The organism is Aurantimonas sp. HBX-1 (genome assembly GCF_021391535.1).
Lineage (GTDB): Bacteria > Pseudomonadota > Alphaproteobacteria > Rhizobiales > Rhizobiaceae > Aurantimonas.
On the sequence record NZ_CP090066.1, the window covers coordinates 2803939 to 2816958 of the forward strand.

Consider the following 13020-nt stretch of genomic DNA (forward strand, 5'->3'; position numbering starts at 1 on the left):
AGCCCTTGCACCTTCTCCTCGCCCAGCAGGGCACGATCGACGACGGCGGCGAGGCGATCGATCTCGGCCAGTCGCCGGCGGACGTCGTCGTCCTGTCGGCCGCCGACACCGAGATCGCCAGCCTCGCCTTCGCCGCCCGGCGCCTCGGCGCGGCGGCACCGTCGCTGCGGCTCGCCAATCTCCTGCGGCTGAAGCACCCGATGTCGGTCGACGTCTATGTCGAGCGGACCCTCCGCCACGCCAGGCTGGTCGTCGTGCGCCTCCTCGGCGGCGCCGCCTACTGGCCCTACGGCCTCGACGCGCTACTCGCCAACGTGCAGGCCTCCGGCGGCCAGCTGGTCGTGCTGCCCGGCGACGACAAGCCGGACCCGGGGCTCGACCGCTACTGCACCGTGTCGCCGGAGATCCGCGACGGGCTCTGGGCCTATCTGCTCGAGGGCGGCGCCGCCAACGCCGACAATTTCCTCCTGTCGCTGCGGGCGCTGCTCGACGGCGGCGAGGCGCCGGCCGAAGCCCAGCCGCTGCTGAAGGCGGGGGTGCTGGAACTCGGGGGCGCGGGTGCTCCCCAATCCAATGCCGTAGATATACACCCCCCTCTGCCTGCCGGCATCTCCCCCACAAGGGGGGAGATCGATGATGCCGCCGACAGCAGCCTTGCTTTCTCCGCCGAGTCACAGATCGAGAGTACCTCGGCCCGCGACAGGCCGATCTCCCCCCTTGTGGGGGAGATGTCCGGCAGGACAGAGGGGGGTGGCGCCGCCAAAGCTTCAGCGACGCCGTCAGGTGGGCCTCACGCGTCGAAAAAGGCCCGCGACGCTGCCCCCGAAAAACCCCTCGCCGCCATCGTCTGCTACCGGGCGCTGGCGCAGAGCGGGCAGACCGAGCCGGTGGAAGCGCTGGCGCGGGCGCTCGCGACGCGCGGGCTCGACGTGCTGCCGGTGTTCGTCTCCAGCCTCAAGGACCCTGTCTCGGTCGAGACGCTCAGGGCGCTGTTCGCCCGCCGGGCGCCGGCGGTGGTGGTGAACCTCACGGGCTTCGCGGTCTCCTCGCCGGGCGGCGAGCGGGTGCCGACGGTGCTGGAGGAACAGGGCGCGGTGGTGCTGCAGGCGGTTCTGGCCAGCGGCTCGCGCGAAACCTGGGACGCCTCGCCGCAGGGCCTGTCGGCGCGGGACCTCGCGATGAATGTCGCCCTCCCCGAAGTAGACGGGCGGGTGCTGAGCCGCGCCATCGCCTTCAAGTCGGCCGGCGACTGGGACGCCCTGACCGAGACCGACATCGTCGCGCATCGCGCGCTGCCGGACCGGATCGAATTCGTCGCCGAACTCGCCGCACGCTGGGCACGGCTGCGCGGCAAGGCGCCCGCCGAGCGCCGCATCGCGATCCTCCTTGCCAACTACCCCAACCGCGACGGACGGCTCGGCAACGGCGTCGGTCTGGACACGCCGGCCGGCACGATCGAGGTGCTGAGGGCGATGGCGGACGCCGGCTACGCCGTCGCGGACATTCCCGCAGACGGCGACGCGCTGATCGACCATCTGATGGCCGGCCCGACCAATGCCGGCACGGTTGCGCGGACCATCCGCGAGACGCTGTCGCTGGGCGCCTACCGCCGGTTCTTCGCCACCCTGCCGCAAGCCCTGCAGGACGCCGCGACGGCCCGCTGGGGCGATCCCGCTAGCGATCCCTTCGTCGTCGAGCGCCCCGATGGCGCCGCCTTCGCGCTGCCGCTGGCGCGCTTCGGCGCGACGCTGGTCGGCATCCAGCCGGCGCGCGGCTACAATATCGATCCGAAGGAGACCTACCACTCCCCCGACCTCGTGCCGCCGCACAACTATCTGGCGCTCTACGCCTTCCTGCGGACCGAATACGGCGCCGACGCCATCGTCCACATGGGCAAGCACGGCAATCTCGAATGGCTGCCGGGCAAGGCGCTGGCGCTGTCGGCCGAATGCTGGCCGGAAGCGGTGCTCGGACCGCTGCCGCATCTCTACCCGTTCATCGTCAACGATCCCGGCGAGGGCACGCAGGCCAAGCGCCGGGCCGCCGCGGTGATCATCGACCATCTGACGCCGCCCTTGACCCGCGCCGAGAGCTACGGCCCGCTGAAGGATCTCGAAGCCCTCGTAGACGAACACTACCAGGCCGCCGGCAGCGACCCGCGCCGCCTCGAGCTGCTGAAGGGCCGCATCCTCGACCTCGTCCGCGACATCGGTCTCGACCATGACGCCGGCATCGGGATCGATGACGGCGCGGCGTCGGCGCTCGCCAAGCTCGACGCCTATCTCTGCGACCTCAAGGAAATGCAGATCCGCGACGGGCTGCACGTCTTCGGCCTGGCGCCGGAGGGGCGGCTGCTGACCGACCTCGTCGTGGCACTGGCCCGCCTGCCGCGCGGCATTTCGGCGGCGGATGCCTCGCTGCACCGGGCGCTGGCGGCGGATGTATTTTGTGACCCCGCATCATCGGATGGTCGTTCCGATCACCCCCCTCTGCCTGCCGGCATCTCTCCCACAAGGGGGGAGATCGAAGGTGGCCAGGGCGGTGGGTGCGCCTCACCCGCCGCGCATGAGAACGAAGGCGGCAAGGCTGGCGACTATCCGATCTCCCCCCTTGTGGGGGAGATGTCCGGCAGGACAGAGGGGGGTGGGTCCCCCACCACGGCCGACGACCGGGCCACCCAATTCGACCCCCTCGATTGCGACATGGCGGCGCCGTGGGACGGCCCGCGACCGGGCATCCTGCATGCCCTCTCCCCCGACCCCTGGCGCAGCAACGGCGACACCGTCGAGCGCATCGAACTCCTTGCCGCAAACCTCGTCGCCCGCGAGACGCCCCTGCCCGCCGGCTGGGCGGCCACCGCCGCCGTGCTCGCCGAGATCGACGCGCGGCTGCGCCCCGCGGTCACCAGTTCCGGTCCGGCCGAGATCGCCGGGCTGCTGGCGGGGCTCGACGGACGCTTCGTCGCGCCTGGGCCCTCCGGGGCGCCGACGCGGGGGCGGCCGGACGTGCTGCCGACCGGCCGCAACTTCTACTCCGTCGACACGCGCGCCGTGCCGACCGAAGCCGCGTGGGATCTCGGGCGGCGCTCGGCGGAGCTGCTGGTCACCCGGCACCTGCAGGACAATGGCGATTGGCCGCGCGCGATCGGCCTCACCGCCTGGGGCACCTCGAACATGCGCACCGGCGGCGACGACATCGCCCAGGCCTTCGCGCTGATCGGCGCACGGCCGGTCTGGGACCGCGCCTCGCGGCGGGTCACCGGCTACGAAATCATCACGCCGGCCGAGCTCGGCCGGCCGCGCGTCGACGTCACGCTGCGGATTTCCGGCTTCTTCCGCGACGCGTTCCCCGACCAGATCGCTTTGTTCGACCGGGCGGTGCGGGCCGTCGGCGCGCTGGACGAGCCGGCCGAGGACAACCCCCTCGCCGCCCGCATGGCGGGAGAGCGCGCGGCGCTGGTCGCCGCCGGTGTTCCGGAAGCCGAGGCAGCGCGGCGGGCCGGCTTCCGGGTCTTCGGCTCGATGCCCGGCGCCTACGGGGCGGGGCTGCAGGCGCTGATCGACGAGAAGGGCTGGAGCGACAAGGCCGATCTTGCCGAGAGTTATTTGGTCTGGGGCTCCTATGCCTACGGCGCCGGCACGGAGGGCGAGGCCGACCGGCAGGGCTTCGAGGCACGGCTCTCGACCGTCGAAGCCGTCGTGCAGAACCAGGACAACCGCGAGCACGACCTGCTCGACTCCGACGACTACTACCAGTTCGAGGGCGGCATGACCGCCGCGGTAGAGCGTGTCTCCGGAAGGCGGCCGGTGGTCTACCACAACGACCATTCGCGGCCCGAGCGGCCGCTGGTGCGCACGCTGGAGGAGGAGATCGGCCGCGTCGTGCGGGCGCGGGTGATCAATCCGAAATGGATTGCCGGGGTGATGCGCCACGGCTACAAGGGGGCCTTCGAGATCGCCGCCACCGTCGACTACATGTTCGCCTTTGCCGCCACCACCGGCGCCGTCCGCGACCATCACTTCGAGGCGGCCTATCGCGCCTTCGTCATCGACGAGCGGGTGCGGGCATTCCTGCAGGACCATAATCAGCATGCCTTCCGCGACCTGTGCGACAGGTTCGCCGAAGCCATCGACCGTGGCCTGTGGAAACCGCGCTCGAACTCGGTGGCGGAAACGCTCCAGAGCGCTCCTTCGTGAGCAGACAGGCTAGACGTGACCGTACGCATCGAGCGGATCGAGGGGCTGGACGGCGACCGCCGCGCCGCGATCACCGCCCCCTTCGCGGAGGCCGCGACCGTGAAGCGCTTCGCCTTCTCCCCGCATCACCTGACGCTGGCGCTGACCGACGAGCACGGCATCGACGGCGGGCTGATCGCCCAGCTCTACTGGGACTGGATGCATGTCGAGATCCTCGCCGTGCCGGAGCGCTGGCGCGGAAAGGGCCTCGGCCGGGCGCTGCTGGCCGAGGCCGAATCCGTCGCGGCGGCTTCGGGCTGCACCGGCGCCTGGGTCGACACCTATTCCTTCCAGTCGCCGGGCTTTTACGAAAGGATGGGCTACAGCGTCTTCGGCCGCCTGCCGAACTATCCGGCCGGGGAAGAGCGGATCTTCTTCGCCAAGCAGCTCAGGGCTGCCGACTGATCAGGGGAGGAACTTCATGAGCGAGAGCGAACGCACCCGCATCACCGACGGCATGAGCGAGGCCGAGCTCGACGCCCGCCACGCCGAGAAGATGAAGAAGAAGAAGGCGGCGCGCGACAAGATCCTCGCCACCAAGACGGTCGAGAAGGGCCTCCTGATCGTCCACACCGGCAAGGGCAAGGGCAAGTCCACCGCCGCCTTCGGCCTGGTCTTCCGCGCCCTCGGCAACGGCATGAAGGTCGCCATCGTGCAGTTCGTGAAGGGCAAGTGGGAGACCGGCGAGCGGAAGGTGCTGGAGAAGTTCCCCGATCAGGTGACGATGACCGCGATGGGCGACGGCTTCACCTGGGAGACCCAGGACCGCCAGCGCGACATCGCCGCCGCGCGAGCTGCCTGGGACCGCGCCAAGGCGCTGATCATGGACGGCGAGCACGACCTGGTGCTGCTCGACGAGCTCAACATCGTCCTTCGCTACGACTATCTCGACATCGCCGAGGTGGTCGACTTCCTGAAGGGCAAGCCGGCGATGAAGCACGTCGTCGTCACCGGCCGCAACGCCAAGGACGAGCTGATCGAGATCGCCGACCTCGTCACCGAGATGGAAATGATCAAGCACCCGTTCCGGTCGGGGGTGAAGGCGCAGCGCGGGATCGAGTTTTAGGAGGGCGGGCTGCGGCGACGGCGGGCCCTCCGGCGGCGTCTGCGGCAACCCACCCCTCTCTTGCGATTTCTATCGTTTGGCGCCTGCGGCGCTAAGCCGATGAAATCGCTTTCTCCCCCTCAAGGGGGGAGAGGGGCGCCAGGGCAGCCAAGGCGATGCGGGAATTTGAGCGAGCGTCGATGGTGAGCCGCCCCCTCTCCCCTTGAGGGAGAGAAAGCCTTTTCGCGGTCTTGGGCCGAGCCTCGCCGAGGTCCAAGTCGCAGAAAAGGCAAGAGAGGGGTGGGAGCGTTGCCGGCGGGCGCTGAGCTGCGCGGAAGCGTGGCAGCGGCAGCGCTAGGTTTCGCCCGCGCCCTCGCTCGAGAACCACATCGCCTCGTAAACCGCTACCGCGCTCGCATCCGGCGGACGGTTCCGCGTCAGCCATGCGGACCGCACCGCCCACGCCTCGGCGGCACTGGGGGCCTCAGGCAACTGCCGACGTCGGCGGCGCCGCGGCAGGGGATGAAGCGGGCCGCCAGCAGCGGCTTTGCCGCGAAGCCGGCGCCGCTCCGCGTGAGGCTGAGGGCAAGGCCGGTGCGCTCGTTGGCCTGCCAGGGAAAAACCAGCCGCCCGCCCGGCCGGAGCGCGGCGAGCCAGGCAGTCGGCGGCGCCGTCACGCCGGCATTCACGTAGATGACATCCGAGGCTGGCAGCGGCAACGCGGTCGCGTCGCCCGCAACCAGCGTCACGCCCTCGAAGGGGTCGAGGTTGTTGCGGGCGCGGGCGGCGAGCGTCGGCTCGATCTCGAAGGCGAGGACATCGCCGCCGCGCAGCACGAGCATCGACAGGATCGCGGTGTAGTAGCCGGTGCCCGCCCCCACATGGACCACCGTCTCGCCAGGCTGCGGCGCCGCCGCGCCGATCAGGGCGGCGTGCAGGTAGGGCTCGCCATTGTTGATGCCCTTCGCCGCATCGAGCGCGACGAGGACGTTCTGGTAGAGAAAGGCCGGATCGGCGGAAGGAGTCTCGATATAGCCGCGGCCGGCCATGATCTGCCACGGCCCGGGCCCGACAAACGCCTCGCGGGGCACCAGCGCGAAGATGCGCTCCAGCCGCTCGTCGGCCGAGCCGCTGGCGGCGGCCATCATCCTGGCGTGGAAGGCCCGGATCGCGTCGATACTGGCCCGCCGGGTCATCGGCGTCGTCCTTTTGGTGTCTCGTGCGGATGAGCTAGGGTCCGCAGGCCGCCCGCCAACGGCAGCGCCCGGAGTGTCGGAGGCCTGCCGAGCGTTGGCGGCGGGGCGCCCTCTCTCCCCGTGAGGGAGAGGAAGCCTTTTCGCGGTCTTGGGCCGAGGCCCTGCCGAGGTCCAAGTCGCAGAAAAGGCAAGAGAGGGGTGCGGGGCGTCGATAGCGGGCGGGGCTCCGGCCGCAAGTCACCCCTCTCTTGCGATTTCTATCGTTTAGCGCCTTCGGCGCTAAGCCGATGAAATCGCTTTCTCCCCCTCAAGGGGGGAGAGAGGCCTCGCGCCCCAATCATCCGCCCCCCTTCCCTATCGCTCGACAAGAAAAACGCGGGCGCTTTGCTGCGATCCACGCTAGAAGCGAGGCATTTGCCCCTTGAGCAGTGCCGCCATGCCCTTCAGCGATCCGCATCATCCGTTGTCGAAGCCCGAGAACCTGCGCCGCGCCATCCATGCGGCGGGGGTGGCGCTGTGGTCGTGGACGGTGGCCGACGACGATTTCGCCATGGACAAGCGGGCCTTCGAGATGTGGGGCATGGAGCCGGGCGCCCATGTGACGTTCGAGGACCTGTCGGCGCATATCCATCCCGCCGACCGCGACCGGGTGCGCGCCGCCTTCACCGCGACGCGCGGCATCGTCGGACCCTACGAGATCGATTTCCGCATCATGGTGGGCGACGAGATCCGCTGGATCTCGGCGCGCGGCCTCGGCGACGACGCGGCGCTGCACGACGGCCAGATGTTCGGGATCTTCCTCGACGTCACCGGCCGCAAGCAGGCCGAGGAGGGCCACGAACTCCTGGCCGGCGAGATGAGCCACCGGGTCAAGAACCTCCTCGCCATCGCCTCCGGCCTCACCACCATCACCTCGCGCTCGACCACCACGGCCGAGGAGATGGCGAAGGAACTGACCGGACGCCTGGCGGCGCTCGGCCGCGCCCACGACCTGGTGCGGCCGCTGGCGAGCGGCCAGGGCACGGCGGCGCTGCTCGGCGACCTCTTGACGGTGCTGCTCGCTCCCTATGAGGACCTCGGCGCCTTCAGCGGCCGCATCCGCGTGGCGGTGCCGCGCATGGGCGTCGGCGAGAAGGCCGCGACGACGCTGTCGCTGATCATCCACGAACTCGCCACCAACTCGCTGAAATACGGCGCGCTGTCGACCGACACCGGCATTCTCGACCTCTCCGGCACCACCGAGGAGGACGACGTCACCCTGATCTGGACCGAGCGCGGCGGCCCATCGGTGGAGGCGCCGGAGAGCGCCGAAGGCTACGGCTCGAAGCTGGTGCGCCGCAGCGTCGCCGGCCAGTTGGGCGGCACGATCGACTACGACTGGTCCGACGAGGGCGTGGTGGTGAAGCTGGCGCTGAACGGCGAGCGCCTCGCGATCTAGGCTGGGCAGCCGGTCCGAGCCAACGCGGCATCAGCGCGCGGCGCCGCCCCTTGCCGATGTCCTTCAACCATACGGTTGACTTCCCTGCCGCCCCGCGCATACTCAACCACATGGTTGATCTTGACGCCACCTTCATCGCGCTCTCCGATCCGACGCGGCGGGCGATGCTCGCGGCGCTGGCCGAGGGCGAGAAATCCGTCGGCGAGCTGGCCGCGCCGCACGCGATGAGCTTTGCCGGCGCGGCCAAGCACGTCGCGGTGCTGACCAGGGCCGGGCTGGTGGCGCGCCGCAAGGTCGGGCGCCAGCAGCTCTGCCGGCTGCGCCCGGGGCCGCTGCGCGATGCCGATGCCTGGCTGCGGCAATGGGAGGGCTTCTGGACGATGCAGCTCGACGCGCTGGAAGCCGCCCTCAGGGAGAAGCCGCAATGAGCCGCGCGACGCCCTTTTTGATGTTCCAGGGGCGCTGCGAGGAAGCGCTCCGCTTCTACGAGGCGACCTTGCCGGATACCCGCATCGAGCAGCTGACGCATCACGGCGCGGACGGGCCCGGCGTGCCGGGCACGGTGTTCCTCGCGCGGCTCCGCCTCGCCGGCCAGACGGTGATGGCGAACGACAGCCCGCCGGTGCACGATTTCGGCTTCACGCCGTCCTTCTCGTTCTGGATCGACTGCGCGGCGCCGGCGGAGGTCGACCACCTCGCCGCCGCTCTCGGCGCGGACGGCGGCGGCGTGATGATGCCGCCCGGCGACTACGGCTTTGCCGAGCGCTTCGCCTTCGTCGCCGACCGCTTCGGCGTGTCGTTCCAGCTCTGCCACGGCCATGCCTGGCCGCAATCCCGGGAGGACGCATGAGCGAGCGCATCACCACAAGCGAACTGGTCTTCGAGCGCCGGCTCGAGGCGCCGGTCGAGCGGGTCTGGCAGTTCATCGTCGACCCGGACCTCAGGGCCCGCTGGTTCATGGCCGGCCCGGACGACCTGCGCCCCGGCGGCACGCTCGGCCTGACCATGGACCACGACCGGCTCTCCGATACCCCGGTGCCGACGCCGGAGCCTTACCGCGCCTATGTCGGCCACGCCTGGAGCGAGCGCATCCTCGCCTTCGAGCCGCCGCACCGCATCGCCTTCACCTGGGAGAACGGGGCGGCGGGCGAAGTGGAGATCCGGCTCTCGGCGGACGGCGCCGGCACCCGCCTCGTCCTCACCCACACCGGCCTGCGCGGGCCGGACGACGCGGTCAATTTCGGCGGCGGCTGGCAGTCCCACCTGGCGGTGCTGGAGAAGCGGGTCGCGGGCCAGGGCGTCGCGGATTTCTGGACCCTGCACGCCGCCGCCGAGCAGGCCATTCGGGCGGCGCTGGAGACGCCGCCCGGCACCGCGCCCTGACGGGCCTGGAGACCAGACGATCCATCGCCGGTCGGCAGGACGCGCCGGGACCGCCCTGCCCGGCCGCCTCGCCGTCATGCCCGATCCGGGCGCCGGGCGGGCAGGCCTATTCGTCGGCGTCGCCGAAGCGGGCGCCCTGGTGCTCGCCGAGGCGGGGCGCCGGACGGTCCAGCGACAGCGGCGCCGTGCCGAAGCGGATCGGCGTGCGCACGCCGGGCAGGCCCTGCGGCGCGATCTGCATGCCGCGGTGGACGATCTGCGGATCGGCGAAGACTTCGGCGACGTCGTTGATCGGCCCGGCCGGCACGCCGACCGCCTCCAGCGCCGAAAGCAGCGCGTCGCGCGTGAAGCCGCCGGTTGCCGCCGCCAGCTGCGCCACCAGCGTGTCGCGGTGGGCGACGCGCGTCTCGTTGGTGCGGTAGCGTTCGTCGCCCGCGAGGTCGTCGCGGCCAAGCACCGTGCAGAGCCGGCCGAACTGCCGGTCGTTGCCGCAGGCGATGATCAGGTGGCCGTCGGCGACCGGAAACACCTGGTACGGCACGATGTTGGGATGGGCGTTGCCGAGCCGGCTCGGCACGATGCCGGAGGCGAGATAGTTCAGCGCCTGGTTGGCGAGGACACCGGCCATGCAGTCGAACAGCGCCATGTCGACGAACTGCCCCTGCCCGGTCCGCGCCCGGTCGGCCAGCGCCGCCTGGATGGCGATCGTGCCGTAGAGGCCGGTGAAGATGTCGGCGAAGGCGACGCCGATCTTCTGCGGCTCGCCGTCCGGCTCGCCGGTGAGGCTCATGATCCCGCCCATGCCCTGGATCATGAAGTCGTAGCCGGCGCGGCCGGCATAGGGCCCGTCCTGGCCGAAGCCGGTGACCGAGCAATAGACCAGCCGCGGGTTGACCCTCTTGAGGCTCTGGTAGTCGAGGCCGAAGCGGGAGAGACCGCCGACCTTGAAGTTCTCAATCAGCACGTCGGCCTCGGCGGCGAGCGAGCGCACCAGTTCCTGCCCCTCCGGCGTGGTGAAGTCGGCGACCACCGAGCGCTTGCCGCGGTTGCAGGCGTGGAAATAGGCGGCGGTCCGCTCGCCCTCCCGCTCGACGAAAGGCGGGCCCCAGCCGCGCGTGTCGTCGCCGGCCGGGCTCTCGACCTTGATCACGTCGGCGCCGAGATCGGCGAGCGTCTGGCCGATCCAGGGACCGGCAAGGATGCGGGCGAGTTCGAGGACCTTCAGGCCGGCGTGGGGGGCGTGGGTCATCGAAATCCTCTGTCGGGCAAGCGCGCGATGTCAGCCATATGTTGACATATGTCTGCAATTCGCTTACGTTGCAATCTTGGTCTTGTCCACCGGACGGAGCGGATTGCGGGAGTGATCAGGAGCTTTCGCAGCAAGGCGCTCTCGCAGCTCTGGGCCACCGGATCGACGGCCAAAATCGACAGAAGGCTCCATCGCCGCCTGCTCGTCCGCCTCGACCGGCTTGATGCGTCGCTGTCGCCGGAGGAGATGAACCTGCCAGGTTTCGATTTCCATGCGCTGAAAGGGTTCGATCCGGCGCGATACACCGTCCACATCAACGGCCCCTGGTGCGTCACCTTCGAATTCGACGACGGCGACGCCTACCGCGTCGACTTCGAGCAGTATCACGACAAATAGCCGCTGGAAGGTAATCGACATGCCCGAGTTCAAGGCACTGAGAGACCCGGATCGCTGCCCCTCCCATCCCGGCGCGCTCATCGACGACCTACTTGCCGATACCGGCAAGACCCGCACCGAAATCGCCGAGCGCCTCGGCATCTCCCGCCAGCATCTCTACGACATCATGCGGGAGAAGAAGCCGGTTTCGCCGCAGGTGGCAGCGCGCCTGGGTAAGCTTTTCGGCGATGGCGCCGCGGTCTGGCTGCGCATGCAGGCGGCCTATGACGCCTGGCACGCCGAGCGCGACGTCGACGTCAGCCAGATCGAGCGTCTAGAGTTCGTGTGAATCGAGAGGAACGGGCCGTCCAAGTTCGAATGTGTCGAACGGACGGCGCCCCCGCCTCAATCCACGAACGCCCGCTCGACCACGTAGGTGCCGGGCTTGCTGTTGGCGCCTTCCTCGAAGCCGCGCTCCTTGAGCAGCTTCTCGGTGTCCTTCAGCATCGCCATCGAGCCGCAGATCATCGCGCGGTCGGTGGCGGGATCGAGCGGCGGGATCTGCAGCGCCTCGAACAGCTGGCCGGTCTCGATTAGCGTGGTGATGCGGTGGCCGCGGGTCTCGCCCTCGCGCGTGGCGCTGGTGTGGAACAGCAGCTTGTCGCCGATGAACTCGCTCATCAGCTCGTCCGAGCGGGCGGCCTCCACCAGGTCGCGGCCGTAGCGGAGCTCCGCCTGGCTGCGGCAGGTCTGGGTGAGGATCACCTGGTCGAACTTATCGTAGGTCTCCGGGTCGCGGACGACGCCGGCGAAGGGCGCGATGCCGGTGCCGGTGGAGAACAGGAACAGCCGCTTGCCGGGGATCAGCGCGTCGAGCACCAGCGTGCCGGTCGACTTCTTGCGCATCAGCACCGTGTCGCCGACCGCGATCTTCTGCAAATGCTCGGTCAGCGGGCCGTTCGGTACCTTGATCGAGAAGAACTCAAGTTCCTCGTCCCAGGACGGGCTGGCGATCGAATAGGCGCGGAACACCGGCTTCTCGGCGTTCGGCAGGCCGATCATCACGAACTCGCCGGTGCGGAAGCGGAAGCTCTGCGGCCGGGTGATGCGGAACGAGAACAGCGTGTCGGTATAGTGGGTGACGGCGGTGACGCGCTCGGCGAAGACGCCGGCCGGAATCGGAAAGGCAGTTTCCTGCAGCGGCTCCGACTGAGCGGCAAGAGAGTTCATCGAGCACGTCCTTTCATTCCGCGGCACGCCTCGTAAGCGCGCCTCTTAGTCAAGCAGGCTGCCGCTACATAGAACCTCACGGCGGCAAGGTCAGCGGCAGGCATTCCAATTATCGGCGGATGCGGAAAAGAAATCTCCGCCGCCCCGCCGCCGCAAGCCGGATCAGCCCCCGCCGGCCGGGCGATCGCGGCCATCGCCGACGGCTTTCGCCATCGCCGGCCCGGCTTCCAGGCAGGCGACCTTGGCGCCCGGGCAGGCGAAGCCGGCGATGACGCTGCGCACCAGGCTGCCGCCGACCGCGACCAGGTCGAAACCGCGCTCGGAGCGCAGCCATTCCGTGATCACCCCGCCAACGGCGCAGACATAGGCGGTGGCGGCGATCTCCGGCTGCCACTCCGGCTTCAGCTCGCCGCGGTGCTGAACCGCGGCGAAGATCGCCGCGATGGTGCGATGCATGGCGTTGTCCGCGTCGGTACGCCGCATCATCGCGCCCTGCATCTCGCCCACATACTCGCAGCGAAGCAGCAGGATGGTCATCACCCTGCGGGCGCGCTCGTCACGCTCCAAATGCCTAAACGCGGCGATGGAATTGGCGTACAGTTCTTCCAGGGAGCGGCGGCCGACGGGCTCGTGGCCGCTGAAGAAGGCTTCCTGCGGCAGCCGCGCCCGCTCGTGCATGGCGCGGAACAGTTCGAGCTTGTTGGGAAAGTGCCAGTAGATCGCGCCGCGGGTCAGCCCGGCGGCGGCGGCGATGTGCGAGAGCGTGGTGGCGGCGACGCCGAAATCGTAGAAGCGTGCCTCGGCCGCGTCGAGGATCGCCTCGCGCGTCAGCAGTGCATCTTCCTTGGTGCGTCGCACTCCGGTCTCCC

At 69.8% G+C, this 13020-nt stretch carries 13 protein-coding genes; 9 read left to right on the forward strand and 4 right to left on the reverse strand.

What is annotated here, in order from left to right:
- Positions 1–5 precede the first annotated feature (5 nt).
- Genes cobN through cobO form a run of 3 tightly spaced genes read left to right on the forward strand, consistent with a single transcriptional unit; the run spans position 6 to position 5301 of the window.
- A complete protein-coding gene (cobN, locus tag LXB15_RS13335; RefSeq protein ID WP_233948917.1) occupies positions 6–4196 on the forward strand; it encodes a cobaltochelatase subunit CobN in 4191 nt (1396 codons plus the stop codon).
- Positions 4197–4211: 15 nt separating this feature from the next.
- Positions 4212–4640, forward strand: coding sequence for a GNAT family N-acetyltransferase (locus LXB15_RS13340; RefSeq protein ID WP_233948918.1), 429 nt, complete (start codon positions 4212–4214; stop codon positions 4638–4640).
- Between the two features lie 52 nt (positions 4641–4692).
- The gene (gene cobO, locus LXB15_RS13345) at positions 4693–5301 is read left to right on the forward strand and encodes a cob(I)yrinic acid a,c-diamide adenosyltransferase (protein ID WP_233953166.1); all 609 of its coding nucleotides are present in this window, start codon (positions 4693–4695) and stop codon (positions 5299–5301) included.
- A 416-nt stretch (positions 5302–5717) separates the two neighbouring features.
- Here the strand turns inward: cobO and LXB15_RS13350 are convergent, their stop codons facing one another.
- On the reverse strand, positions 5718–6476 hold the full coding sequence (locus LXB15_RS13350) for a protein-L-isoaspartate O-methyltransferase (protein WP_370640104.1): 759 nt from the start codon (positions 6474–6476) through the stop codon (positions 5718–5720).
- Positions 6477–6912: 436 nt separating this feature from the next.
- On the opposite strand from LXB15_RS13350, the gene LXB15_RS13355 reads away from it, so the two are divergent.
- The 4 genes from LXB15_RS13355 (at position 6913) to LXB15_RS13370 (ending at position 9297) form a co-directional block, all read left to right on the forward strand.
- On the forward strand, positions 6913–7914 hold the full coding sequence (locus LXB15_RS13355) for a sensor histidine kinase (protein ID WP_233953167.1): 1002 nt from the start codon (positions 6913–6915) through the stop codon (positions 7912–7914).
- Positions 7915–8024: 110 nt separating this feature from the next.
- Positions 8025–8342 (forward strand): helix-turn-helix transcriptional regulator, encoded by a 318-nt coding sequence (locus LXB15_RS13360; RefSeq protein ID WP_233948919.1) that lies wholly within the window; start codon positions 8025–8027, stop codon positions 8340–8342.
- Entirely contained in the window at positions 8339–8764 is a 426-nt protein-coding gene (locus LXB15_RS13365) for a VOC family protein (protein WP_233948920.1), read from the forward strand. The genes LXB15_RS13360 and LXB15_RS13365 overlap by 4 nt, the downstream gene beginning before the upstream one ends.
- A complete protein-coding gene (locus LXB15_RS13370; RefSeq protein ID WP_233948921.1) occupies positions 8761–9297 on the forward strand; it encodes an SRPBCC family protein in 537 nt (178 codons plus the stop codon). Before LXB15_RS13365 ends, LXB15_RS13370 begins: the two co-directional genes overlap by 4 nt.
- Positions 9298–9403: 106 nt before the next feature.
- On the opposite strand, the gene LXB15_RS13375 is transcribed toward LXB15_RS13370, so the two are convergent.
- Positions 9404–10546 (reverse strand): CaiB/BaiF CoA-transferase family protein, encoded by a 1143-nt coding sequence (locus tag LXB15_RS13375; RefSeq protein ID WP_233948922.1) that lies wholly within the window; start codon positions 10544–10546, stop codon positions 9404–9406.
- A gap of 111 nt (positions 10547–10657) precedes the next feature.
- On the opposite strand from LXB15_RS13375, the gene LXB15_RS13380 reads away from it, so the two are divergent.
- Entirely contained in the window at positions 10658–10942 is a 285-nt protein-coding gene (locus LXB15_RS13380) for a type II toxin-antitoxin system RelE/ParE family toxin (RefSeq protein ID WP_233948923.1), read from the forward strand.
- Positions 10943–10961: 19 nt separating this feature from the next.
- Positions 10962–11270, forward strand: coding sequence for a HigA family addiction module antitoxin (locus tag LXB15_RS13385; RefSeq protein ID WP_233948924.1), 309 nt, complete (start codon positions 10962–10964; stop codon positions 11268–11270).
- Between the two features lie 56 nt (positions 11271–11326).
- Here LXB15_RS13385 and LXB15_RS13390 read toward each other — a convergent pair whose 3' ends face one another.
- Together LXB15_RS13390 and LXB15_RS13395 are read right to left on the reverse strand one after the other, a co-directional pair.
- Entirely contained in the window at positions 11327–12151 is an 825-nt protein-coding gene (locus tag LXB15_RS13390) for a ferredoxin--NADP reductase (RefSeq protein WP_233948925.1), read from the reverse strand.
- Between the two features lie 162 nt (positions 12152–12313).
- Positions 12314–13009, reverse strand: coding sequence for a TetR family transcriptional regulator (locus LXB15_RS13395; RefSeq protein ID WP_304502378.1), 696 nt, complete (start codon positions 13007–13009; stop codon positions 12314–12316).
- Between the last annotated feature and the right edge of the window lie 11 nt (positions 13010–13020).